Below are 23,097 nucleotides of genomic sequence, written 5' to 3' on the forward strand. Positions count from 1 at the left end.
GTCAGGCGGCGGGGGTGCCGAAGGCGGGGATCACCGCGCCCTTGAAGGTGTCCTTGATGTACTGCTCGACCTGGGTGGAGTGGAGCAGCTCGACGAGCTTGCGCACCCTGGGGTCGTTCTCCTGGCCCTGCTTGACCACGAGGATGTTGGCGTAGGGGTTGTCCTGGGCCTTCTCGGTCACCAGGGCGTCCTTGACGGGGTCGAGGCCGCCCTCGATGGCGTAGTTGCCGTTGATCACACCGGCGTCCACGTCGCCCAGCGAGCGGGGCAGCTGGGCGGCCTCCAGCTCCTTGAACTCCAGGTGCCTGGGGTTGGAGGTGATGTCGGCGGGGGTCGCGGTCTGCGCGGTGTCCGGCTTCAGCTTGATCAGGCCGTTGGCGGCGAGCAGGTCGAGCGCGCGGGCCTCGTTGGTGGTGTCGTTGGGCACCGCGACGCTCGCGCCGTCCTCGAGGCCGGACAGTGCGGTGATCTTGTGCGAGTAGACGCCGAGCGGTTCGAGTTCGACGTCAGCCACGGCCGCCAGGTGGGTGCCGTTCTTCTTGTTGAAGTCGTCCAGGTAGGGCTTGTGCTGGAAGAAGTTCGCGTCGACCTGGCCCTGCTCGGTGGCGGTGTTGGGCAGGACGTAGTCGGAGAACTCCTTGACCTGGAGGTCGAGTCCCGCGCTCTTGGCCAGGTGGTCGCGGACGTAGTCCAGGATCTGGGCGTGCGGGGTGGGGCTGGCGGCGACGACCAGCGGGGCGGAAGCGTCCTGGGCGGAGGCGCCGTCCTTGCCCGCGGACGTGCCTGCGTCGGAGCCGGAGGAGCCGCAGGCGGACAGGCCGAGCGCGAGGGCTCCTGCGACGACGGCGGTCGCGGTGATCTTGATGGTGCTACGCACGAAAAGTGCCTCTTTCTGCTGTTGCGTGTGCCGGTGGTGCTGTTCTTCTGTGGGGCGGTTGGTGGTCGGGGGGCTCAGCCGGACGTGGGTGCGGGGTCCGCCGCGGAGCGCAGCAGCCGCAGCCGGGGCGCGGAGCCGGCGCGGCCGCGCCGGGCGACGGTCCTCGCGGTGAGGTCGCCGGCCAGCTGGACGAGGGTGACCAGCACCACGAGGACGGCGACGATCACCCACATGAAGCCGGTCTCGAAGCGCTGGTAGCCGTAGCGCAGCGCCAGGTCGCCGAGCCCGCCGCCGCCGACCACGCCGGCCATCGCGGAGTAGCCGATGAGCGCGATGACGGTGGTGGTGGCGCCGGCGATCAGCGAGGGCAGCGACTCGGGGAGCAGCACCTTGCGCACGACGGTCCAGGTGCTGCCGCCCATCGACTGGACGGCCTCGACCAGGCCGCGGTCGACCTCGCGCAGCGAGGTCTCGACGAGCCGGGCGAAGAAGGGGATCGCTCCGACCGACAGCGGGACGACGGCGGCCTGCCAGCCGATGGTGGTGCCGACGATCGCGCGGGTGAAGGACAGCAGCGCGATCATGAGGATCACGAACGGCAGCGACCTGCCGAGGTTCACCACGACGCCGAGCACCCGGTTCACCGCGAGGCTGCGCAGCAGCCCGCCGCGGTCGGTGAGGACGAGCAGCACGCCGAGCGGCAGGCCGACGGCGATGGTGACCGCGGTGGACCAGCCGACCATCCGCAGCGTGTCGGTACATGCCTGGCTGAGCAGCGGGTGCATCTCGGACCAGGTCACTTGGTCACCGCCGCGGACTCGCGCACGGCCTCGGCGGCGTGCGCGCCTTCCGCGGCTTCCGCGGCTTCCGGTCCCGCAGCCTGCGGGGGTTCGGGGGTCGCGGCGATGTCGACCTGGAGGCCCTGCTCGCGCAGGAAGCCGATCGGTACGACGTTGTCCTCGAAGCGGCCGGGCAGTTCGATCCGCATCCGGCCGATCTGCCGGCCGTCATAGGTCTCCATGGCGGCACCCAGGATGGACACGTCCACGTTGTAGGTGCGGGCCAGCTGGGAGATCACCGGGCGGGTCGCGCTCTCGCCGTGGAAGGTGAGGTCGACGACCGTGCGGTCGGGTCCCGAGGCCGTGCCGCCGACAGGGAAGAGCTGGTCGGCGAGCTCGGAGCCGGGGGTGGCGAGCAGTTCCGCCACGGTGCCTGATTCCACCACGCGTCCGCCTTTCATGAGGGCCGCCGAGTCGCAGACCGCCTTGACGACGTCCATCTCGTGGGTGATGAGCAGCACGGTGAGGCCGAGCTGCCGGTTGAGGTCGCGGAGCAGTTCCAGCACGGAGCGGGTGGTCTCCGGGTCGAGTGCCGAGGTGGCCTCGTCGGAGAGCAGCACCTTGGGCTCGCCGGCCAGGGCGCGGGCGATGCCGACCCGCTGCTTCTGGCCGCCGGACAGCTGCGCGGGATACGCGCGGGCCTTGTCGGACAGGCCGACCAGGTCGAGGAGTTCACGGGCCTTGCGGGTGCGCTCGCGGCCGGATGTGCCAAGGATCTCCAGCGGGAGTTCGACGTTGTCCTGGACGGTGCGCGAGGACAGCAGGTTGAAGTGCTGGAAGACCATGCCGATGCCGGCGCGGGCGGCGCGCAGTGCGGCGGGCGCGCGGTCGGAGCGGCCGGCCAGCGCGGTCAGGTCGCGCCCGGCCACCTCGACGGTGCCCGAGGTGGGGCGCTCCAGCAGGTTGACGCAGCGGATCAGGGTGCTCTTGCCGGCGCCGCTGCGGCCGACGACGCCGTAGACCTCGCCTTCGCGCACCGACAGGTCGACCCCGTCCAGTGCGGTGACCTCGCGGTCACGGGAGCGGTATACCTTGCGCAGGTCGGTGGTGGTGATCACAGGTGTGTCCATCATGGTCGGGCGCGCGGTGGACATACCACCGCACAGGGGGTGTGCTGGGGGGAAGCGCGGCACAGGTCTGCCCGCACGGCGCTTCGGGTTTCCGGCGGCGCGGCGCGGCGCTGCACCGGGGGGTGACGCGGGGCGCGGCGGTCGGTGTCGACGCGCCGCTCAGGGCCTCAGGTCAGGCACACATTCGACACATTCGACGAACACCGGGCGTGATCGCCTCGGTCGCGCGGCTGCGGCAGTTCGTCGTGGTCATGGATCCCAGTAAACCAGACATCCTGCCCGGTTCCGAAATCCGGGCGGTCTGTTCATGATGCGGACACAACGCCGCAATGGTGACCTCGCGGCGGGCGGCCGCGGCAGCGCGGGCGGCCCGGGACGGGGGTGGGAGTCGGGCGGCCGGCGGGTCCGTAATAAAGTCGGCGCATGCTCGTCGCGGTCTCCCTCACGGTCACGGTCACAGCGCTGCTGCTCGCGGCGTGGTGCGGCCTCGCCGCGTATCGTGACGAGCCGACCAACGACCGGCACTTCGCCGGCATGGCGGTGGTCACGCTCGCCGCCCTGGTGCAGCTGGTGGTCTCGCTGGTCCAGCTCGGGCACGGCGACCGGCCCGAGCAGGGGGTGGCCGTCTTCCTCGGCTATCTGATCGGCGCGGTCTGCACCATCCCGGCGGCGGCCTTCATGTCGCTGGCCGAACGCAGCCGCTGGGGCTCGGCGATCGTGGCGGCCGCAGGCGTGATCCTGGCCGTGCTCGAACTGCGGCTGCACGACATCTGGGGAGCCGGACATGGCTGAGGACAGCACCACCGACCGCACCGCGGTCGGCAGCGAGGACGGCACGGAGGACAAGGCGATGGCGCAGGGGCGGACACCGGCGGCACCCGCCGAGGCCGGCCCGGCCGGAGCCGGCGGGCAGCGGCTCGGGCAGGGACCCGGGCGGCTGCTGCTGTGGTTCTACGGTGTCTTCACGGTGGCCGCGCTGTCCCGCTCGATCGTGCAGATCAGCACCAAGTTCGGCGACGCGCCTCTGGCCTACGTGCTGTCGCTCGCGGCCGGCATCGTCTACGCGGTGATCACCGTCGCCCTGTGGCGGGGCGGTGAGCAGGCCCGCAAGGTCGCGCTGGTGTCCTGCTCGGCTGAGCTGCTCGGGGTGATCGCGGTCGGCGTGCTGACCGTGGCCGACTCCTCGGCCTTCCCCGATCAGACCGTCTGGTCGGACTTCGGCTACGGCTACGTCTTCCTGCCGCTGGTGCTCCCGGTGATGGGCCTGCTGTGGGTGCGCAGGGCCGGACGGCCGGAGAGCGGCACCCCGGACGGTGCCGCGCCCCGGCCGTGAGGCTCAGGCGGTGGCGGCGTAACCCGCCGTCTCCGCGGACTTCTCCATGGTGACCAGGCTCAGCCTGCGGCTGACCGGCTTCGCGGCGCCGACCTGCTCGTAACCGAGCTTGCGGTACATCCGCAGGTTGACCTCGCTGCGGTGGCCGGTGAACAGCCGGTACCGCTTGGCCTCCGCCTCGGCGGCGAGCCGGTCCTCGACGGCGCTGAGCAGCCGCCCGCCGAGGCCGTGCCGCTGGAGGCGCGGATGCACGATCAGCTTGCCGATCCTGGCGGTGCCGTCGTCGTCGACGACGCCGCGGACCGAGCCGACGACCTCCTCGCCGAGGCGCGCCACCAGCACGCAGCCCTCGGAGAGTTCGGCGCGCAGGTGGTCCAGAGTCTGGGTCAGCGGTTCGATGCTGTAGTCGCCGTACAGCTCGGCCTCGCTCTGATAGCAGAGGTATTGGAGTTTCAGGATCTTCTCGGCGTCGCTCGACTCCGCCGTAGAGATGGTCACGCTCATGCCCATGCGCGCAGGCCTCCCCTTCGAATCCGTCCGGGCAGTTTGAGGGTGAGGTGGGCGCCCGAGACGTGTGCCTGACCGGAGTTGGTGCGGGTGTGCGCCGCCTCCGTGGCGCCGATGATCGCACAAACATTCCGGCTGGGTAGTGCCTGGGCGCTACCCGTCGCAGACCCGTCCCGGCGTGCCAAGGGTGCCCACTGCCGCTGACTGTTTACCGTGCATTACCCCGTCCCACCGGGGATCCAACCCTCGAATTCAGCACGGATCGCAGACAGCCGAGGCACCGCGAGCGCAGCGGGCCCAGGCTGCCCTGTGAGATTCCCAACTCCCGGGAGATTTCACGGTATGTCGGGTCGGAGCCGGACATCAGGGCCAGGACGAGCTGCGGGCAGCGGCCCGGCAGCGCGCGGACCGCGGCCAGCACCTCCCGGCGCGCGTCGGCGGCGATGACCTGCTCCTCCACCTCCCCCGTGCGATGCGCGGCCCGCGGCGGCGGTCCCGCGTCCTGGTCGGCGTACGGCCGCTCGAAGCGCCGCCGTACCTCCGCGCCGAGCGCCTCCGCGCGGATCGCCGCCCGCATCCAGGCGACGGGTTCCGGTGGCGGCACATCGCGCTCCAGCAGCCGCAGCCACACGGCCTGTTCGAGGTCGGCGGCCTCGATCCCGGTGCCGGGCGGCGCGTAGGCGGCGGCCTCGGCCGCCAGCAGCCTGGCGTAACCGGCCGGCAGCGTGACGGGCGGTCCTGCGAGCGGGAGGGCGGGCGGAGCTGCGGGCAGGGCGGCGGTGTCCATGGGCTCGTGCATACCCGGCGGTACGCGCGGGCCGCGCCGGGCGGTTGCCCGGCGCGGCCCGATTCACCCCATGGAGTGGACGGGGACCGTCCGCTTCACGAGGCCCAGTAGTCCTCGCGGGCCAGCACCGCGGTGTCGGCGTTGTCCGTGAACAGGCCGTCGATACCGGTGGCGAACCAGGTCCTGAAGGCGGCCAGCGGATCGCCGTAGGCGTTCGGGTCGGTGCCGACCTGGAAGTCGGCCGGCAGGAACTGGTTCTCGTTGCGCCCGGTGAAGGGGTGCAGCACCAGGCCTGCCCGGTGCGCGTCCCTGACCACGGCGGTGGGCTCCAGGAGCCTGCCCGACGCGTCGCGCGGGATGATCACATCGGTGGTCGGGCCGATGCCCTGCGCGAAGCCGGCGATCCAGCGCAGGCCCGCCGGGGTGACCAGGTCGGCGACCGTCCGCTTGTCGCCGGAGACCACGAAGTCCCAGGGCTGCGAGGTCAGTCCGTTGAGCAGGAAGATCTTCGCCGCGCCCGCGCCGAGCGCGCCGAGCCGCCGCAGGCTCTGCGCCTCGAAGGACTGGAGGAACTGCGGGGCGTCGGAGCGGTGCCTGCCGTACGGCTTGAGCAGCGCCACCAGCCGCTCCTCCAGCGGCAGGCCGATGCCGCGGAAGTAGGTGGGGTGCTTGGTCTCGGTGTGCAGCCAGACCGGCTTGCCGCGCTTGCGGCCCTCCTTGTCCGCCCAGGCCAGCACCTCGGCGAAGGTGGGGATGTCCCAGCGGCCGTCGTAGATCGCGTTGTGCGGGCGGACCGCGGGCAACCGCTCGACGGCGCGCAGCCGCTTGAGCTCCGCGAGGGTGAAGTCCTGCGTGAACCATCCCGTGGTGGCGGTGCCGTCGATGGTCTTGGTGGTCCTGCGGTTCGCGAACTCGGGGTGGTCGGCGACGTCGGTGGTGCCGCCGATCTCGGGCTCGTGGCGGCACACCAGGTGCCCGTCCCTGGTCGGTACGACGTCCTGCTCGACGACGTCCGCGCCGATCGCCAGCGCGTACTCGTACGATCCGAAGGTGTGCTCAGGGCGGTAGCCCGCGCTGCCGCGGTGGCCGACGATGGTCGGCACCGGCAGCGCGGGCGCGCCGCCGTGTCCCCTGGCCGGGCCGCCGTCGCCCGGGGACTGCGCCTGGGCCGCACCGGCGGTGCCTATCACCGCGCCGCCCGCGCCGAGAGCCGCCGCGGACAGCAGGGTCCGCCTGCCGGGGCCGGTCTTGTGCTGGTCATCCGTCATGCGCGCATCGTGCCGCGAGGAGCTTGCCTCCGCCCGACGGCAGCCGGAACACGTACCGAACACATGCCGACACCGGATGCGCCCGCGTGGACCCGCCGTGCGGGAAGCCCCTGGGGGTACCTCGCGGGCGAAGCCGCGGGGGAGGAAGTATCGTCCTCGTGTACGTACGGACCGGTAGGCCCGGCCGCCCCCACCGCGTGAACCGGAGGAATGCGTTGTCCCGCAGCGTGCTCAAGGCGATTCTCGGACTGCTGATGCGTGTCCTGTACCGCCCCCGGGTCGAGGGCCTCGCGAACATCCCAGGGGACGGGCCGGTGATCGTGGCGGGCAATCACGTCACCTTCGTCGACTCGCTGTTCCTGTCCCTGGTGGTGGAGCGGCAGGTGTACTTCATCGGCAAGGACGAATACGTCACGGGCAAGGGCGTCAAGGGCCGGCTCATGGCGTGGTTCTTCACCACCTGCGGCATGATCCCGGTGGACCGGGACGGCGCCCGCGGCGGGGTGGCGGCGCTGATGACCGGCAGCCGGGTGCTGGAGGAGGGCCGGATCTTCGGCATCTACCCCGAGGGCACCCGCTCGCCCGACGGCCGCCTCTACCGCGGCCGCACCGGTGTCGCACGGCTGACCCTGATGACGGGCGCCCCCGTGGTGCCGTTCGCGATGGTCGGCACCGACAAGGTGCAGCCCGGCGGCTCCGGCATGCTGCGAATCGCCCCGGTCACCATCCGCTTCGGCCGCCCGCTGGACTTCTCCCGCTACGAGGGCATGGACCGTGACCGCTACGTGCTGCGCGCCGTCACCGACGAGGTGATGAGCGAGGTCATGCGGCTCGGCGGCCAGGAGTACGTGGACATCTACGCGACCAAGGCGAAGGAAGCAGCCTGACGGCACGCCCGGCGGTCCCGGGCCCGGCCGGCACGGAGGAACCGGCGGGGCTTCCCGCGCGTCGTCCGATGCACGGGGACGAGATCCGGCGTCAGGGGGCCCGAGATGCGCGGTCGGTTACGGTACGGGGCGGTGGCGGGCCTGACGGCGGCGCTGCTGCTTGCGGGCTGCACCTCCGCCGGCGGCGACAGGCCGCCGCGGCCGACTCGAGCCGCCACCGCCGCGACGGGGCAGCCGCCGGCCACCGCCCGGCCGGCTGACGGCAAGGCGTGCGGCGCGACCCCGGAAAGCTTTCGGCCCGCAGGGGCGCTGCCGGCGCCCGGGCGGATGCCCGCGGGATCGACGATGGCCGCGATCGTCGCCCGCGGCCGGCTGATCGCCGGGGTGGACCAGAACTCGTACCTGTTCGGCTACCGCGACCCGCTCACCGGCCGCCTCGACGGCTACGAGATCGAGCTGCTGAAGCGCATCTCGACCGCGCTGTTCGGCAGCCCCGACCGCATCCAGTTCCGCACCATCACCTCGGCCCAGCGCATCCCGGTGCTGCTGCAGGAAAACCCGGTCGACATCGTGATCGACTCGATGACGATCACCTGCGAGCGCTGGCGGAGCGTCGCCTTCTCCAGCGACTACATGGACGCCGGCCAGCGGGTGCTGGTCCCCAGGAATTCGACCGCGAAGTCCATCGACGACCTGGGCGGCAGGAAGGTGTGCGCGGCCGCGGGCACGACCTCCATCGACACGCTCGAAGGGCTGAGGAAGCACCCGGTGGTCGCGGTCGGCGTCAAGGACTGGACGGACTGCCTGATGCTGATGCAGCTGGGCCAGGTGGACGCGGTGTCCACCGACGACACCATCCTGATCGGTCTCGAGCGGCAGGACCCGAACACCAAGCTGATCGGGCCGCGCTTCACCGCGGAGCCGCACGGCATCGCCATGCAACCGCGGCAGATCGACTTCGTGCGGTTCGTCAACGGGGTCCTGGAGCGGATGCGGCAGGACGGCTCGCTGAAGAAGCTGGCGCAGGACTGGCTGGGAGACGGCGCCACCTTCGGGCCGCCTCCCGCCGTCTACCGGGACTGAAGCCCCCCGGCGCCGCGCCTGCCGCTACTTCCCGGCCCGCGCCCACTCGTGCTGGACCGCCAGGTCCGCCTTGACCTCGGCGAGCTGTACGGCGACCGCGCTCGGCGCGGTACCGCCGCGCCCGCTGCGGGACGCCAGCGCGCCCTGCACGTCGAGCACGCCGCGGACCTCTGGCGTCAGGTGCGGGGAGATCTTGGCGAACTGCTCGTCGGTCAGCTCGTGCAGCTCGATGCCCTCGGTCTCGCAGACCTTGACGCACTCCCCCGCGACCTCGTGCGCCACCCGGAAGGGCACGCCCTGCCTGACCAGCCACTCGGCGATGTCGGTGGCGAGCGAGAAGCCGGCCGGGGCCAGTTCCGCCATCCGCTCGGTGTGGACCGTGAGGGTGGCCATCATCCCGGTGAACGCCGGGAGCAGCACCTCCAGCTGCTCGCAGGAGTCGAAGACCGGCTCCTTGTCCTCCTGGAGGTCCCGGTTGTAGGCCAGCGGCAGCGCCTTGAGGGTGGCCATCAGCCCGGTGAGGTTGCCGATCAGCCGCCCTGACTTGCCGCGGGCCAGCTCGGCGATGTCGGGGTTCTTCTTCTGCGGCATGATCGACGAGCCGGTGGAGAAGCCGTCGTGCAGGGTCACGAAGGAGAATTCCTTCGTGTTCCAGAGGATGACCTCTTCCGCGATCCGGGAGAGGTTGACGCCGATCATCGCGGTGATGAAGACGAACTCGGCCACGAAGTCGCGCGAGGCGGTGCCGTCGATGGAATTGCCGACCGAGCCGCGCCCGAAGCCCAGGTCGCGGGCGACGGCCTCGGGGTCGAGGCCGAGCGAGGACCCGGCGAGCGCGCCGGAGCCGTAGGGCGACACCGCGGTGCGCTCGTCCCACTGGCGCAGCCGCTCCGCGTCGCGGGACAGCGACTGGACGTGCGCCAGCATGTGGTGCGCGAACAGCACCGGCTGTGCGTGCTGTAGATGGGTCCTGCCCGGCATCGCGGCGTTCGGGTGCGCCTCGGCGAGGCCGACCAGCGCGTCCTGGAGGTCGGCGATCAGGCCGCCGACCATCCGGGCCTGGTCGCGCAGGTACATCCGGAAGAGGGTGGCGATCTGGTCGTTGCGCGACCGGCCGGCCCGCAGCTTGCCGCCCAGCTCGGCGCCGAGGCGCTCCACCAGGCCGCGTTCCAGCGCGGTGTGGACGTCCTCGTCGGCGATGGTGCCGGTGAAGTCGCCCGCGGCGACGTCGGCTTCGAGCGTGTCGAGCCCGGCGATCATCCGGTCGAGCTCGTCGGCGGTCAGCAGCCCGGCCCGGTGGAGGGCCCGGGCGTGCGCCCTGGACCCGGCGATGTCGTAGGGCGCGAGGCGGAAGTCGAAGTGGACGGAGGCGGACAGCCTCTCCAGGGCGGCGGACGGACCGTCGGCGAACCGGCCGCCCCAGAGCTTGGCTCCCTGCTGCTGCCCGCTCACTGGGCCAGGTCCCTCTTGGCCGCGATCTTGCTGGACATGCCGAAGATCTCGATGAAGCCCTTGGACAGCGACTGGTCGAAGGTGTCGCCGGTGTCGTAGGTGGCGAGGTTGAAGTCGTACAGCGACTCGCCGGACCTCCGGCCGTTGACGACCGCCCGGCCGCCGTGCATGACCATCCGGACGTCTCCGGTGACGTGCTCGTTGGCCTCGGTGATGAAGCCGTCGAGCGCCCGCTTGAGCGGTGAGAACCACAGGCCGTCGTAGACCAGCTCGCCCCAGCGCTGCTCGACCTGCCGCTTGTAGCGGGCGAGTTCCCGCTCGACGGTGACGTTCTCCAGCTCCTGGTGGGCGGTGATCAGCGCGATGGCGCCGGGCGCCTCGTAGATCTCCCGGGACTTGATGCCGACCAGCCGGTCCTCGACCATGTCGATCCGGCCGATGCCCTGGGCGCCCGCCCGGGCGTTGAGCTGCTGGATCGCCTCCAGGACGGTGACCTCGTGGCCGTCGACGGCCACCGGCACGCCCTTGCGGAAGCTGATGACGACCTCGTCGGCCTCCCGCGGGGTGGCCGGGTTCTGCGTGTACTCGTAGACGTCCTCGATCGGCGCGTTCCAGATGTCCTCGAGGAAGCCGGTCTCGACTGCCCGCCCGAAGACGTTCTGGTCGATCGAGTACGGCGACTTCTTGGTGGTGGCGATCGGCAGGTTGTTGGCCTCGCAGAAGGCGATGGCCTTGTCCCGGGTCATCGCGTAGTCGCGGACCGGGGCGATGCAGCGCAGCTCGGGGGCGAGCGAGGAGATGCCGGCCTCGAAGCGGACCTGGTCGTTGCCCTTGCCGGTGCAGCCGTGGGCGACGATGTCGGCGCCGTGCTTGCGGGCGGCCGCCACCAGGTGCTTGACGATGGTGGGCCGGGACAGCGCGGACACCAGCGGGTAGCGGTCCATGTAGAGCGCGTTGGCCCGGATCGCCGGCAGGCAGTACTCCTCGGCGAATTCGTCCTTGGCGTCCGCGACCTCGGCCTCGACGGCGCCGCACGCGATGGCGCGCTTGCGGATGATGTCCAGGTCCTCGCCGCCCTGGCCGACGTCCACGGCGACCGCGATGACTTCGGCGCCGGTCTCCTCGGCGATCCAGCCGATGGCGACGGAGGTGTCAAGGCCGCCTGAATAGGCGAGTACGACGCGCTCGGTCACGGGTCTCTCCTTACGATGCATACGCTGACTGGTATAAGTATGCACTCCACCGTATGGTTCGTCAAAGCCGCAGGCCGGCGTGTCCTGCGGCAGTACGGCGGAGCGCGGAATGCCGGCGCGCGGCCCGACCGGCGGACGGGATCTAGACCTCGCCCTGGGCCAGGCGCAGCAGATGGTCGGCGAGCTTCTGGCCGCCGGCGGGGTCCCGGCTGATCAGTACGACGGTGTCGTCACCGGCGATGGTGCCGAGGATGTCGTGGACCTCGGCGGTGTCGACGGCCGAGGCGAGGAACTGCGCGGCGCCCGGCGGGGTGCGGACCACCACCAGGTTGGCCGAGGCCTCGGCGGAGATCAGCAGCTCGGCGGCGAGCCGCCGCATCCGCTCCTCCTTGACCGACTCGCCGAGCGGCGCCTGCGGGGTGCGGAAGCCGCCCTCGGACGGGACGGCGTAGATCAGCTCGCCGTCGTTGGTGCGGATCTTGACCGCGCCCAGCTCGTCCAGGTCGCGGCTGAGCGTCGCCTGGGTGACGCTCAGCCCGTCGTCGGCGAGCAGCTTGGCGAGCTGGCTCTGGGACCGCACCGGCTGCTTGCCGAGGATGTCCACGATCCTGCGGTGCCTGGCCGTACGGGTCTGCGGTACGGCCTGGCCGCCGCCGTGCTGCTGCGCCTCGCTCATCGTCGCGTCATTCTCCGTCTGTCCCCCGGACTCCGGCGGTGCCCCGGGCTGCCCGGTTCTGCTGGTTCGCCTGCCACACCTGGTCGAGGACGCCGGGAAGCACCCGGAGGAACGCGTCCGTGTCGTCGTCGCCGACGACGAGCGGCGGCGCGAGCCGTACCGTGTTCGGCACGGCGGAGTTCACCAGGAGTCCGGCGTCCTGAGCCGCCTGCTGGATCGGTGCGGAAAGCGGCTCGGTGAGCACGATACCGATCAGCAGGCCCGCACCGCGCACATGATCGACCAGCGGGTGGCGCAGCGCCTCGATACCGTCCCGCAGCTTCTCGCCCTGCCGCTTGACGTGGTCGAGCAGCCCGTCGGCCGCGATGGTGTCCAGCACGGCCAGCGCCGCGGCGCACGCGACCGGGTTGCCGCCGAAGGTCGAGCCGTGCGCACCGGGGGTGAACAGGTCGGCGGCGGCCCCGAAGGCGACGGTTGCCCCGATCGGCAGCCCGCCGCCCAGCCCCTTGGCCAGCGTCACGACATCCGGCTCCACGCCCTGGGCCAGGCACTCGAACCAGTGCCCCGTCCGGCCGACGCCGGTCTGGACCTCGTCGAGCACCAGCAGGGTGCCGGTGGCCGCGGTGATCTCCCGGGCGGCTTGCAGATAGCCGGCCGGTGGCACGATCACGCCGTTCTCGCCCTGGATCGGCTCGATGATCACCAGCGCGGTGTCGGTGTCCACCACCGCCCGCAGCGCGTCCGCGTCGCCGAACGGCACATGGACGACGTCGCCGGGCAGCGGCGCGAACGCCTCCCTCTTCTTCGGCTGGCCGGTCAGCGCGAGCGAGCCCATCGTCCGGCCGTGGAAGGCGCCGTCGGTGGCGACCATCCGGGTGCGTCCGGTGAGCCGGCCGAGCTTGAAGGCGGCCTCGTTGGCCTCCGCACCCGAATTGCTGAAGTAGACCCGGCCGGGGCGCCCGAAGAGCTGGAGCAGCCGCTCGGCGACCGCGATCGGCGGCTCGGCCATGAAGAGGTTGGAGACGTGCCCGAGGCTGCCGACCTGCCGGCTCACCGCCTCGACCACCGCGGGATGCCCGGTGCCGAGCGAGTTGACCGCGATCCCGCCGAGGAAGTCCAGGTAGACCTTGCCGTCGGCGTCCCAGAACTTCGCGCCCTCGCCGCGCACCAGGGGCAGCCGGGGCCGGCCGTAGTTGTCCATCAGCGCGGCCTGCCAGCGGCCGGCCAGCACCTCGTTGCCGGTCGTGTCCGTGGTGGTGGTCACCGTGCTCCCCCTTCTGCGTGGGCCTGTTCCGGTAGGTGTTCCGCCGCGGGCGGCTGCGGGTCGTCGGGGACGACCATGGTGCCGATGCCCTCGTCGGTGAAGATCTCCAGCAGGATCGAGTGCTGGACCCGGCCGTCGATGACGCGGGCGGTGTTCACGCCGTTGCGTACCGCGTGCAGGCAGCCGCGCATCTTCGGGACCATGCCGCTGGACAGGTCGGGCAGCAGCTTCTCCAGCTCGGTGGCGGTGAGCCGGCTGATCACGTCGTCGCTGTTGGGCCAGTCCTCGTACAGGCCCTCGACGTCGGTGAGCACCATGAGGGTCTCGGCGCCGAGTGCGGCGGCCAGCGCGGCGGCCGCGGTGTCGGCGTTGACGTTGTAGATGTGCCCGTCGTCTGCGGCCCTGGCGATCGAGGAGACCACCGGGATGCGCCCGTCGGCGAGCAGCGCCTCGATCGCGCCGGTGTCGATGGCCGTGATCTCGCCGACCCGGCCTATGTCCACGGACTCGCCGTCGATCGTCGGGAAGTGCTTGACCGCGGTGATGGTGTGCGCGTCCTCGCCTGTCAGGCCGACCGCGAGCGGTCCGTGCTGGTTGAGCAGCCCGACCAGTTCGCGCTGCACCTGCCCGGCCAGCACCATGCGGACGACGTCCATCGCCTCGGGCGTGGTGACCCGCAGCCCGGCCTTGAACTCGCTGACCAGGCCGTGCCGGTCGAGCTGCGCGTTGATCTGCGGGCCGCCGCCGTGCACGACGACCGGCTTGAGGCCGGCCTGCCGCAGGAAGACCACGTCCTGGGCGAAGGCGGCCTTCAGGTCCTCGTCGACCATCGCGTTGCCGCCGAACTTGATCACCACGACCCGGCCGTTGTGCCGGGTCAGCCAGGGCAGCGCCTCGATGAGCACCTGCGCCTTGGGCAGGGCGGAGTGCTTGCGCGCCGTCATGAGCTGTACGCGCTGTTCTCGTGGACGTAGTCGGCGGTGAGGTCGTTGGTCCAGATCACCGCCGAGGCGTCGCCCGCTGCCAGGTCCGCGGTGATCACGACCTCCCGGAAGCGCATGTCGACCAGGTCGCGGTCGTCGCCGACCGAGCCGTTCCTGCACACCCACACGCCGTTGATGGCGACGCTGAGCCGGTCCGGCTCGAAGACGGCCGAGGTGGTGCCGATCGCGGACAGCACCCGGCCCCAGTTGGGGTCCTCGCCGTGGATCGCGCACTTGAGCAGGTTGCTGCGGGAGATGGTGCGGCCGACGTCGACCGCCTCCTGCTCGCTCGCCGCGTTCACGACCTCGATCCTGATGTCCTTGCTGGCGCCCTCGGCGTCCCCGATCAGCTGCCTGGTCAGGTCGGCGCAGACGGTGCGGACCGCGTCGGCGAGGTCGTCGTGGGCGGGGGTGACGCCGGACGCGCCGGAGGCCAGCAGCAGCACGGTGTCGTTGGTCGACATGCAGCCGTCGGAGTCGGCCCGGTCGAAGGTCACCCGGGTGGCGTCCCGCAGCGCCTTGTCCAGGGTCGCGGGGTCCGCGTCGGCGTCGGTGGTGAGCACCACGAGCATCGTGGCGAGGCCCGGGGCGAGCATGCCCGCGCCCTTGGCCATGCCGCCGACCGTCCAGCCCGCCGGGTCGCGCACCACCGCGGTCTTGTGCACGGTGTCGGTGGTCTTGATGGCGATGGCGGCCTTCTCGCCGCCGTCCTCCGACAGCTCGGCCGCGGCCTTCCCGATGCCGGGCAGCAGCTTGTCCATCGGCAGCAGCAGGCCGATCAGACCGGTGGAGGCCACCGCGATCTCGCCCGCGCTGTGACCCAGCACCTCGGCCGCCTTCTCCGCGGTGGCGTGGGTGTCCTGGAAGCCCTGCGGTCCGGTACAGGCGTTGGCGCCACCGGAGTTGAGGACGACGGCGGTGACCGCGCCGCCCCTGAGCACCTGCTCGGACCAGAGCACGGGCGCGGCCTTCACGCGGTTGGAGGTGAAGACGCCCGCGGCGGCGCGGCGCGGGCCGGTGTTGACCACCAGGGCCAGGTCCGGGTTGCCGTTCGCCTTGATCCCCGCGGCGATGCCCGCCGCCTGGAATCCCTTCGCTGCCGTCACGCTCATCTTTGTCTCCTGTTCTCCGCCTGGGCCGCCGCACGGGAGGTTCCCCTGCCGGTGCCCGCCCGGCACGAAGCCGCGGCTCTCACTGTCGTCTGCTGCCCTGAGGCCTCGCACGCGTCGCTCAAGGAGCGACCCCGATCGTGGAGAGTCCCGTGCCTTCGGGCAGTCCGAGGGCGATGTTCATGCTCTGCACCGCGCCGCCCGCGGTGCCCTTGGTCAGGTTGTCGATGGCGCTGATCGCGATGATCCGCCGCGCGTCCTGGTCGTAGGCCACCTGGAGGTGCACGGCGTTGGAGCCGTGGACCGACGCCGTGGCGGGCCACCGGCCCTCGGGCAGCAGCCGCACGAACGGCTCGTCCGCGTACGCCTTCTCGTAGGCCGCGCGGACGTCGGCCGCGGTGACGCCGGGACGGGCCTGGGCGGTGCAGGTGGCCAGGATGCCGCGGGACATCGGCGCCAGGGTCGGGGTGAAGGACACGCCGACCCTGGTGCCGGCCGCCGCGCTGAGGTTCTGGATCATCTCGGGGGTGTGCCGGTGGCCGCCGCCGACGCCGTACGGGGTCATCGACCCCATGACCTCGGAGCCGAGCAGGTGCGGCTTGACGGACTTGCCCGCGCCCGATGTGCCGGACGCGGCCACGATGACCGCCTCGGGCTCGGCGAGCGCGGCGGCGTAGGCGGGAACCAGCGCGAGCGACACGGCGGTCGGGTAGCAGCCGGGCACCGCGATCCGCCGGGTCCCGGCCAGCGCGGTGCGCGCGCCGGGCAGCTCGGGAAGCCCGTAGGGCCAGGTGCCGGCGTGCGGCGAGCCGTAGAAGCGCTCCCAGTCCGCCGCGTCCGCGAGCCGGAAGTCGGCACCCATGTCGACCACGAGGACGTCGTCGCCGAGCTGTTCCGCGACGGCTGCGGACTGCCCGTGCGGCAGGGCGAGGAAGACCACGTCGTGTCCGGCCAGCACCTCGGCCGTGGTGGGCTGGAGCACCCGGTCGGCCAGCGGAAGCAGGTGCGGCTGGACCGCGCCGAGCGGCTGCCCCGCACTGGAGTTCGCCGTCAGCGCCCCGATCTCGACCTCGGGGTGCCCGGCCAGCAGCCGCAGCACCTCACCGCCCGCATACCCGCTCGCCCCGGCAACCGCCGCACGCACCGCCATCGGAACCCTCCTCATCGATGGCATGACTATACGGCGAGCCGCACTTTTATGCAAAGATCTCTCCGGTGCCATCCGCCCCCGAATACCGGATCCGCCTGGGGTCGGTCCCCCGGCTCCGGCCACCGGGCCGCGGCCACAGGCCACCGCGGACCTCCTTCCCGGAGCGGCACCTGGTATGACAACCGGCATGCAGAACAGTCCGCGTGCTCGCGTCGTACCGGCCGTCCTGTCCCTCGGGGCGGGTCTGCCGCTCGGCCTGGTGGGCCCCGTCGCAGGGAAATGGGACGATCCCGTCTCCGTCGCCGTGAGCATCGTCTTCTCCAGCGGCTGGCCGTGGGCCTGCTACGCGTTCATGGTGGGCTTCCTCCACCGGTCCACCGTGAAGTCGGCATTGCTGGCGTCCTCGGGACTGGCCATCGGCGTGGTCACCTACTACCTCTTCAAGGACATGTATCCCGCCATTCCGGCCGGAGCGGTGCCCGCCGCCTCCGTGCCGGCCGGAATGGAATCCGGCGCCTCCAGCGGGGGGAAGATCCTCGTGTGGGGCATGGCGGCCTTCGTCTTCGGCGCGCCCCTGGGAATCGTGGGGAACATCGCGCGGACTCCCGGAGTGGGCGGCCTTCCCTTCCGCCTGCTCGTTCCGCTGATCGCCTTCTTCGAGGCCACGCAGCGGCTGGGCACGGAGGCCGACACGCAGGGGACGACGTTCTCCACGACCTGGAACGTGATCCGCGTCGCCGCGGTCGTCACCGCCGTCGCTGTCGTCGGGCACACCGCGCGGAGCCGGCCCGCCCGTCGAACGACGCATGGCGATACCGATGTCCCGGCGGATGTCCCGGCGGTCCCGGATCGTCCCGAACCGCGGTGAGCCTCCTTCCCCTGCCGGACAGGGGCCGCACCAGGGAATCTTGCCGGACCGCGCACCCTGCGGGATGTCCGTGGCGATCTCGGCAAGAATCGTGCGACGCCGAACCGCGTGCAGGGCGCGGACCGGCTCTGGAGCGAAGGAGCCGCAAGGCCGATGGACGAGACGACCACCCCGGCGGGAGCGGGCCACGGCAGGGAGGTCGTCACCCGGGTGCCGATGAGGCCGCGCAGCAGGACCGAGCCGCACCGGGCGTCGACACCGCTCGAGCTGCTGTTCGACCTGTGCTTCGTGGTGGCCGTCGCGCAGGCGGGGTCGAAGCTGGTGCACGCGCTCACCGAGGGCGAGCAGGGGCACGGGATCACCGGCTATCTGCTGATCTTCTTCGCCATCTGGTGGGCCTGGATGAACTTCACCTGGTTCGCCTCCGCCTACGACGTCGACGACATCCTCTACCGGGTCATGACCCTGGTGCAGATGTCCGGTGTGCTGGTGCTGGCCGCCGGCGTCCCGCGCGCCTTCGACGACGCGGACTACGCGGTCGCCGTCGTCGGCTACCTGATCATGCGGCTCGCGCAGACCTGCCAGTGGCTGCGGGCCTCGCGCGGGGAGAGCGGGGCGGCACGCCGGGTCGCGCTGCGCTACGTCGCCGGCCTCCTCTTGGTGCAGCTCGCCTGGGTGGGGCTGCTGCTGATGCCGGGTTCCTTCTGGACCGGCGGCTTCCTGGTGCTGGTCGCGGTCGAGCTGGCCGTGCCGACCGTCGCGGAACGCGACCACGGCACGTCCTGGCATCCGCACCACATCGCCGAGCGGTTCGGCCTGTTCACCATCATCGTGCTGGGCGAGTCGATCTCGGCGGCCACGGTCGCCGTCCAGACCGCGCTCGACGAGTCGACGGCGCTGGACCTGCTGCTGCCGATCGCGGCCGGCGGGCTGCTGATCGTCTTCGCCGCCTTCTGGAGCTACTTCGCCGTCCCCATCCACCGGCACCTGACCTCCAACAGGCAGGCGTTCGTCTGGGGGTACGGCCACTACGCGGTGCTGGGCTCCGCCGCGGCGATCGGTGCGGGGATCGAGGTGGCGGTCGAGCAGGTCACCCACCACGCGGATCTCTCGGCGCAGGCCGCGGCGGCCTGCGCCACCATTCCGACGGCCGTCTTCCTGCTCTCGGTGTGGGCGGTGCACGCCCGCCACTTCAAGCGCGGGATCGCCCAGAACCTGGTGCTGCCGGCCGGCGCTGCGGCCGTACTCGCCTGCACCCCCGCGGGACACCTCGCAGTACCGCTGGCAGGACTGGCCACCGCGTGCACCGTGGCCGCGGGCATCGTGCTCGCCGCGCGGCCGCCCGGTGACCGGGTCCGGCCGGCGGCGGGCTGACGGCGACGGCCGCACCGGGTACGGCCCGGCGGAGCCGCCGCGCGCCGTCCCGACGGCGGTGGCCGGGCCGCCGGGCGGGGTCCTGCGGCGGCGCTGCTCCGGTACGAAGCGCGGCCCGTCTCGCGAGTCTGCCACCGGTGCCCTGCCGGTTCTGCGACGATGCCCGCACGCCAGACGAGGCGCACACAGGAGGAGCCATGGCCGGCAAGTTCGAGGGAACCGTCGAGATCGACCGACCCATCGAGGAGGTGTTCGCGTTCCTCGCGGACGGCACCAACGACCCGAAGTTCAGCCCCCGGGTGCAGGAGATCACCAAGACGACGGACGGTCCCACCGCGGTCGGCACGGTCTACGCGAGCACCGTCAAGGACGCGGGGATGACGACCAGGCGCGAGTTCCGGATCACCGAGTTCGTGCAGCCGACGCGGATCCGCTGGACCGAGCTGTCCAGGAACACCGTGACGGCCAAGGAGGGCGGCTACGACCTGGAGGCGCTGCCCGGCGGCGGCACCCGGGTGACCATCTTCAACCACCTGGAGGGCCACGGCGCGGGCAAGCTCCTGGTGGGCCTCGCCCTGCTGGCCGCCCGCAGGGACGCCGACGCCTTCGCCGGGCGGATCAAGGCGGCCGTCGAGGCCTCGTGACCCGGCCCCGCGGCCGCCGCGGGACCACCGGCCTCAGTGCGCCTTGGGCGCCTGCCTGACCGCGCGCAGCACCACGAACTTCGGGTCCGACGCCACCACGTCGCAGTTCCCGAACAGCCGCCGCAGCCGTACGTGGTAGCCGAGGTGGCGGTTGCCCACCACCCACAGCTCGCCGCCGGGGCGCAGCGCCGCCCGTGCGGTCGCGAACATCCACCGCGCGCTGCTGTCGCTGGTCGCGCGGTGTGAGTGGAAGGGCGGGTTGTTCAGTACCAGGTCGGCACTGCCCGCGGGCACGCCGGTCGCCGCGTCGGCGACCAGGAACTCCGCGCGCGTGGCCGGATCGGCGTTCTCCCTGAAGGTCGCCTCGGCGGAGGCGACCGCCTGGTGGGACTCGTCGGTGAAGAGCACGTCGGACTCGGGGTTGGCGACCGCGGCCGCGGTGCCGACGACGCCGTTGCCGCAGCCCAGGTCGATCACCCGGTCGGGGCCCTGCCGGTGCGGCAGGTTGGCCAGCAGCATGCGGGTGCCGAGGTCGAGCCGGTCGGCGCAGAAGATGCCGGCGTGGTTGGTGACCGTACGCCCCGACATCGGCCCGATGCCCTCCGGCAGGGCGTAGCGCAGCGGCCAGGGGCCGGCGGTACGCGGCAGCTCGGGGTCGGGCGTGCAGTGGATGAGCCGGGCCTTGCGGACGGCAAGCGAGGTGACCGTCGGGCCGAGGATCCGTTCGAAAAGGGCGAGGGTCGAGGTGTGGATCTCGGTGACCATGCCCGCGCCGACCACGACGGTGTCCCGGTGGACGGCCGGGGCCAGCGCGTGCAGCTGGTCCTCCAGCAGCGCCAGGCTCTTGGGCACCCTGACCAGCAGCAGGTCGACCCGCTCCGGCGGGGCGTCCCTCGTGGACAGCAGCCGCACCCGGTCCTCGGCGCCGATCCGTCGCAGGTTCGCGCGCGTCGCCTGCTGTCCGAGGAAGGAGTCCGAGACCTGCACCGGGTGCCGGTCGGCGAGCGCGGTGGCCAGGGCGCCCCAGCGGTCGCCGAGCACCACGGTCGTGCCGTTCTTCGCGGGTCCGCTCCCGGCGGCTTCGGACTCGGCCAGGTGGCGCAGCAGGTAGTCGTCGGCCGCGTCCCACGCCCGCAGCTGGTCACGGGGCTCGGCCGGGTAGCGGGTCAGGTCGAGATCGCCCCAGGGCGTACTGAATCGGTGCATGATCCCCTCAGCGTAGGCCCTGCGGGACCGCGTCCTCGCCGCCCGCCGCAGGGGAAGGAGCGGGACCCGGAGGTTTTGTCCATCCTCCGGGTCCCTGAGATGCCGCCGAAGGCCTCACCGCACCTGTCGTGCCCACGGTTCAATCGTCATGTCGTCGCGTTCTGCCATTGAACTACCGCCGCAGGAGTGAGAGCGGCGGACCGGAGTCGAACCGGCACCTGACGACCCGGACCGTGGCCGGTCGGTACGGCGAGCGGCGGCGAATGCTGAGCCTGGAGCAAGAGTCTGGGATTGACGGCGAATCGACGTCGCTCACGACGAACTTCAGTTTCAGCTTCGCGCTCCTCGCGCACCCCTCGGCACACAGGCCGAGGGGGGTCTTGGGGGTGGGATCAGCTGCCGAACAGATACCCGAGGACGGCGTCCCCGACGCGCTGGTCGGTGACCTCGGCGCCGTTCGCCTCCTCGCGAGCGAACTTCACCGCCTGCTGCAGCTTCTCGATCCTGGACAGCAGTTCGTTGACCCGGCGGGCCGGCAGCGCGCCGGAGAACTTCACGGTGGTCCAGTAGCCGACCGGCACGTCCTCGTAGTAGACCTCCACCTGGGCCGGGTGGTTCTCCGTCGCCTCGGCCTTCACATGGTTGCGCGGCACCTTCCTGGTCCTGATGGTGCGCACCGGTTCGGTCTTCCACGCGTCGGTGGACGGGTCGAGCGTCCACGACTCGGCGCCGTCGAGCACCGGCAGCCGGCGTACGAAGGCGTGCAGCTCGGTGAGCTGCTTCTCCAGGAACAGCAGATACGACACCGGCACCGCCGCGACGACCACCCGGCCGTCGACGGTGACGTCCGCGCGAGCCTCGCAGTTCGCCCAGTCCTTGGTGGCGGTCACGTCGAACAGCCGGGTCAGCGCCGTCACGGTGGCCCGCAGCGCGCCCTCCGCCTGGACCTGCACCCGGGTCGACTCGGGCGGCAGCTGCTCGCCCTCCTCGTCCTTGGGCTGGTAGGTCCTGGATATGCCCGACAGCAGCGCCGGCTTCTGGAGGTCGTGCTGAGCCGCCGTCAACTCCTGCTGCGCCTTGGCCTTGACGCCCTTCTCGACCGCGATGATCTGGTTCAGTTTCGCCACCGCACGACCGTAGCAGCCGCCCGATCGCGCGTTCGACGGGATTATCCGGCAGGCGTGCGCACCCGGGTGGGGTAGTGGTCGGCGACCACCCGGCTCATCGCGCCGAGCGGGTCGGCGGCGACCTGGGTGGCGGAGAAGTAGACGTTGCCGCGGACCTCCGGGTGGTCCGCGTCGAAGGTCAGGTGGCGGGACAGCTCGGCCTGGTCCTGCCAGGCCGCGGGCTGGCCGGCGACGCCCACCTTGTACAGTGCCTCCCCGATGTACAGCCTCACGTTCGTGCCCCGGACCACGTCCGACCACCACGGCACGAGGACCGCGTAGTCGGCTGCGGCGAAGCCGATGTTCCAGTACACCTGCGGCACGATGTAGTCGATCCACTCCTTGCGGACCCAGCCGCGGGTGTCGGCGTGCAGGTCGTCGTAGGTCTGGACGCCCGCGGTGGTGGCCGAGCCGAGCGGGTCGGTGGCGGCGTTGCGCCAGACGCCGAAGGGGCTGATGCCGAACTGGGTTTGCGGGCGGATGGCCTTGATGCGGATCGCGGTCTCGCGCACGAGCAGGTCGGTGTTGTGCCGCCGCCACGCGTCACGGTCCTGGAAGCCGGCGCCGTAGCGGGCGTAGGCGTCGTCGTCGTCGAAGACCTGGCCCGCGACCGGGTAGGGGTAGAAGTAGTCGTCCCAGTGCACCGCGTCGATCGGGTAGCGGCGGACCGCGTCCAGCATCGCGTCCTGCACGAAGCGGCGGACCTCGGGCAGGCCCGGGTTGTAGTAGAGCTTGCCGCCGTAGGCGACCGTCCACTCCGGGTGCAGCCGCGCCGGGTGGGTGGGCGCGAGCAGGGCGGGGTCGGCGCTGTTGGACACCCGGTAGGGGTTGAACCAGGCGTGGAGTTCGAGCCCTCGGCGGTGCGCCTCGCGGACGGCGGTGCCCAGCGGGTCCCAGCCGGGGTCGCGCCCCTGGGTCCCGGTCAGATACGCGGCCCACGGCTCGTAGGGGGACGGCCAGAACGCGTCGGCGGTGGGGCGCACCTGGAACATCACGGCGTTCAGCCGCCGCCGCACCGCCAGGTCGAGCAGGTCGAGCAGCTCCTGGCGCTGGACCTCGGGTGCCAGGCCCGGCGCGGACGGCCAGTCGGTGTTGGCCACCGTCGCGATCCACATGCCGCGCAGCTCCCCGCGGTGCGGGTGCCGTCCGCGGTGGCCGGCCCCCGTGGCCGGCCCGGCGGCGGCCTGCGCCACCCCCGGCAGCGCCGCCGCAGCGGCCACACCGGCTGCCGCCGCGGTGAGGGTTCTCCGTGAGAGCCGTTCCATGTCTGCCTCCTGAGCGTGCGTCACCGGCCGGGCCTGAGCCCCGTCCATCCCTGCCCGCAACCATGCCCCCTTACGCGGCGCCCCGCCTCGGCCGAA

At 71.9% G+C, this 23,097-nt stretch carries 23 protein-coding genes; 7 read left to right on the top strand and 16 right to left on the bottom strand.

The window, feature by feature from the left end; translation table 11 throughout:
• Position 1: 1 nt before the first annotated feature.
• The 3 genes from ACGFMP_RS11290 to ACGFMP_RS11300 all read right to left on the bottom strand — a co-directional run bounded on the left by ACGFMP_RS11290 (position 2) and on the right by ACGFMP_RS11300 (position 2,774).
• Positions 2-877, bottom strand: a complete 876-nt coding sequence (locus ACGFMP_RS11290) for a MetQ/NlpA family ABC transporter substrate-binding protein (RefSeq protein ID WP_393671828.1) — start codon at positions 875-877, stop codon at positions 2-4.
• Between the two features lie 74 nt (positions 878-951).
• Positions 952-1,677, bottom strand: coding sequence for a methionine ABC transporter permease (locus ACGFMP_RS11295; RefSeq protein WP_393671829.1), 726 nt, complete (start codon positions 1,675-1,677; stop codon positions 952-954).
• A complete protein-coding gene (locus ACGFMP_RS11300; RefSeq protein ID WP_393671830.1) occupies positions 1,674-2,774 on the bottom strand; it encodes a methionine ABC transporter ATP-binding protein in 1,101 nt (366 codons plus the stop codon). The genes ACGFMP_RS11295 and ACGFMP_RS11300 overlap by 4 nt, the downstream gene beginning before the upstream one ends.
• A gap of 435 nt (positions 2,775-3,209) precedes the next feature.
• On the opposite strand from ACGFMP_RS11300, the gene ACGFMP_RS11305 reads away from it, so the two are divergent.
• Complete coding sequence (locus tag ACGFMP_RS11305) at positions 3,210-3,578, top strand: hypothetical protein (protein WP_393671832.1); 369 nt, start codon at positions 3,210-3,212, stop codon at positions 3,576-3,578.
• A gap of 58 nt (positions 3,579-3,636) precedes the next feature.
• Positions 3,637-4,119, top strand: coding sequence for a hypothetical protein (locus ACGFMP_RS11310; protein ID WP_393672145.1), 483 nt, complete (start codon positions 3,637-3,639; stop codon positions 4,117-4,119).
• A 3-nt stretch (positions 4,120-4,122) separates the two neighbouring features.
• Here ACGFMP_RS11310 and ACGFMP_RS11315 read toward each other — a convergent pair whose 3' ends face one another.
• The 3 genes from ACGFMP_RS11315 to ACGFMP_RS11325 form a co-directional block, all read right to left on the bottom strand.
• Positions 4,123-4,629 carry a GNAT family N-acetyltransferase gene (locus ACGFMP_RS11315; protein WP_393671833.1) on the bottom strand — a complete coding sequence of 169 codons (507 nt, stop codon included), beginning with the start codon at positions 4,627-4,629 and terminating at the stop codon, positions 4,123-4,125.
• 205 nt (positions 4,630-4,834) lie between these two features.
• A complete protein-coding gene (locus ACGFMP_RS11320; protein WP_393671834.1) occupies positions 4,835-5,413 on the bottom strand; it encodes an RNA polymerase sigma factor in 579 nt (192 codons plus the stop codon).
• A gap of 95 nt (positions 5,414-5,508) precedes the next feature.
• The gene (locus tag ACGFMP_RS11325; protein WP_393671835.1) at positions 5,509-6,681 is read right to left on the bottom strand and encodes a glycerophosphodiester phosphodiesterase; all 1,173 of its coding nucleotides are present in this window, start codon (positions 6,679-6,681) and stop codon (positions 5,509-5,511) included.
• A gap of 215 nt (positions 6,682-6,896) precedes the next feature.
• On the opposite strand from ACGFMP_RS11325, the gene ACGFMP_RS11330 reads away from it, so the two are divergent.
• Together ACGFMP_RS11330 and ACGFMP_RS11335 are read left to right on the top strand one after the other, a co-directional pair.
• Positions 6,897-7,568 carry a lysophospholipid acyltransferase family protein gene (locus ACGFMP_RS11330; protein ID WP_393671836.1) on the top strand — a complete coding sequence of 224 codons (672 nt, stop codon included), beginning with the start codon at positions 6,897-6,899 and terminating at the stop codon, positions 7,566-7,568.
• A 345-nt stretch (positions 7,569-7,913) separates the two neighbouring features.
• A complete protein-coding gene (locus ACGFMP_RS11335) occupies positions 7,914-8,651 on the top strand; it encodes a glutamate ABC transporter substrate-binding protein (protein ID WP_393671837.1) in 738 nt (245 codons plus the stop codon).
• Between the two features lie 24 nt (positions 8,652-8,675).
• Here ACGFMP_RS11335 and argH read toward each other — a convergent pair whose 3' ends face one another.
• From argH to argC, 7 genes are all read right to left on the bottom strand, one after another.
• Positions 8,676-10,103, bottom strand: a complete 1,428-nt coding sequence (argH, locus tag ACGFMP_RS11340) for an argininosuccinate lyase (protein ID WP_393671838.1) — start codon at positions 10,101-10,103, stop codon at positions 8,676-8,678.
• Complete coding sequence (locus ACGFMP_RS11345; RefSeq protein ID WP_393671839.1) at positions 10,100-11,296, bottom strand: argininosuccinate synthase; 1,197 nt, start codon at positions 11,294-11,296, stop codon at positions 10,100-10,102. Before ACGFMP_RS11345 ends, argH begins: the two co-directional genes overlap by 4 nt.
• A gap of 142 nt (positions 11,297-11,438) precedes the next feature.
• The gene (locus tag ACGFMP_RS11350) at positions 11,439-11,972 is read right to left on the bottom strand and encodes an arginine repressor (RefSeq protein ID WP_393671840.1); all 534 of its coding nucleotides are present in this window, start codon (positions 11,970-11,972) and stop codon (positions 11,439-11,441) included.
• Positions 11,973-11,979: 7 nt separating this feature from the next.
• Complete coding sequence (locus tag ACGFMP_RS11355; protein ID WP_393671841.1) at positions 11,980-13,236, bottom strand: acetylornithine transaminase; 1,257 nt, start codon at positions 13,234-13,236, stop codon at positions 11,980-11,982.
• Positions 13,233-14,180, bottom strand: a complete 948-nt coding sequence (gene argB / locus ACGFMP_RS11360; protein ID WP_393671843.1) for an acetylglutamate kinase — start codon at positions 14,178-14,180, stop codon at positions 13,233-13,235. The genes ACGFMP_RS11355 and argB overlap by 4 nt, the downstream gene beginning before the upstream one ends.
• On the bottom strand, positions 14,177-15,331 hold the full coding sequence (argJ, locus tag ACGFMP_RS11365) for a bifunctional glutamate N-acetyltransferase/amino-acid acetyltransferase ArgJ (RefSeq protein ID WP_393671844.1): 1,155 nt from the start codon (positions 15,329-15,331) through the stop codon (positions 14,177-14,179). Before argJ ends, argB begins: the two co-directional genes overlap by 4 nt.
• Positions 15,332-15,449: 118 nt before the next feature.
• Complete coding sequence (gene argC, locus ACGFMP_RS11370) at positions 15,450-16,478, bottom strand: N-acetyl-gamma-glutamyl-phosphate reductase (RefSeq protein WP_393671845.1); 1,029 nt, start codon at positions 16,476-16,478, stop codon at positions 15,450-15,452.
• 187 nt (positions 16,479-16,665) lie between these two features.
• Between argC and ACGFMP_RS11375 the strand changes: the two genes are divergently transcribed.
• From ACGFMP_RS11375 to ACGFMP_RS11385, 3 genes are all read left to right on the top strand, one after another.
• On the top strand, positions 16,666-17,346 hold the full coding sequence (locus ACGFMP_RS11375) for a hypothetical protein (protein ID WP_393671846.1): 681 nt from the start codon (positions 16,666-16,668) through the stop codon (positions 17,344-17,346).
• A 153-nt stretch (positions 17,347-17,499) separates the two neighbouring features.
• Positions 17,500-18,720: a low temperature requirement protein A gene (locus tag ACGFMP_RS11380; protein WP_393671847.1), complete on the top strand. Its 1,221-nt coding sequence runs from the start codon at positions 17,500-17,502 to the stop codon at positions 18,718-18,720.
• A 197-nt stretch (positions 18,721-18,917) separates the two neighbouring features.
• Entirely contained in the window at positions 18,918-19,364 is a 447-nt protein-coding gene (locus ACGFMP_RS11385) for an SRPBCC family protein (RefSeq protein ID WP_393671848.1), read from the top strand.
• Positions 19,365-19,397: 33 nt separating this feature from the next.
• On the opposite strand, the gene ACGFMP_RS11390 is transcribed toward ACGFMP_RS11385, so the two are convergent.
• The 3 genes from ACGFMP_RS11390 to ACGFMP_RS11400 all read right to left on the bottom strand — a co-directional run bounded on the left by ACGFMP_RS11390 (position 19,398) and on the right by ACGFMP_RS11400 (position 23,001).
• Positions 19,398-20,570 carry a methyltransferase gene (locus ACGFMP_RS11390; protein WP_393671849.1) on the bottom strand — a complete coding sequence of 391 codons (1,173 nt, stop codon included), beginning with the start codon at positions 20,568-20,570 and terminating at the stop codon, positions 19,398-19,400.
• Between the two features lie 392 nt (positions 20,571-20,962).
• Positions 20,963-21,697, bottom strand: a complete 735-nt coding sequence (locus ACGFMP_RS11395) for a hypothetical protein (protein ID WP_393671850.1) — start codon at positions 21,695-21,697, stop codon at positions 20,963-20,965.
• A gap of 41 nt (positions 21,698-21,738) precedes the next feature.
• Positions 21,739-23,001: a glycoside hydrolase family 10 protein gene (locus ACGFMP_RS11400; RefSeq protein WP_393671851.1), complete on the bottom strand. Its 1,263-nt coding sequence runs from the start codon at positions 22,999-23,001 to the stop codon at positions 21,739-21,741.
• Between the last annotated feature and the right edge of the window lie 96 nt (positions 23,002-23,097).

This window comes from Streptomyces sp. NPDC049040 (assembly GCF_043197715.1).
Lineage (GTDB): Bacteria > Actinomycetota > Actinomycetes > Streptomycetales > Streptomycetaceae > Actinacidiphila.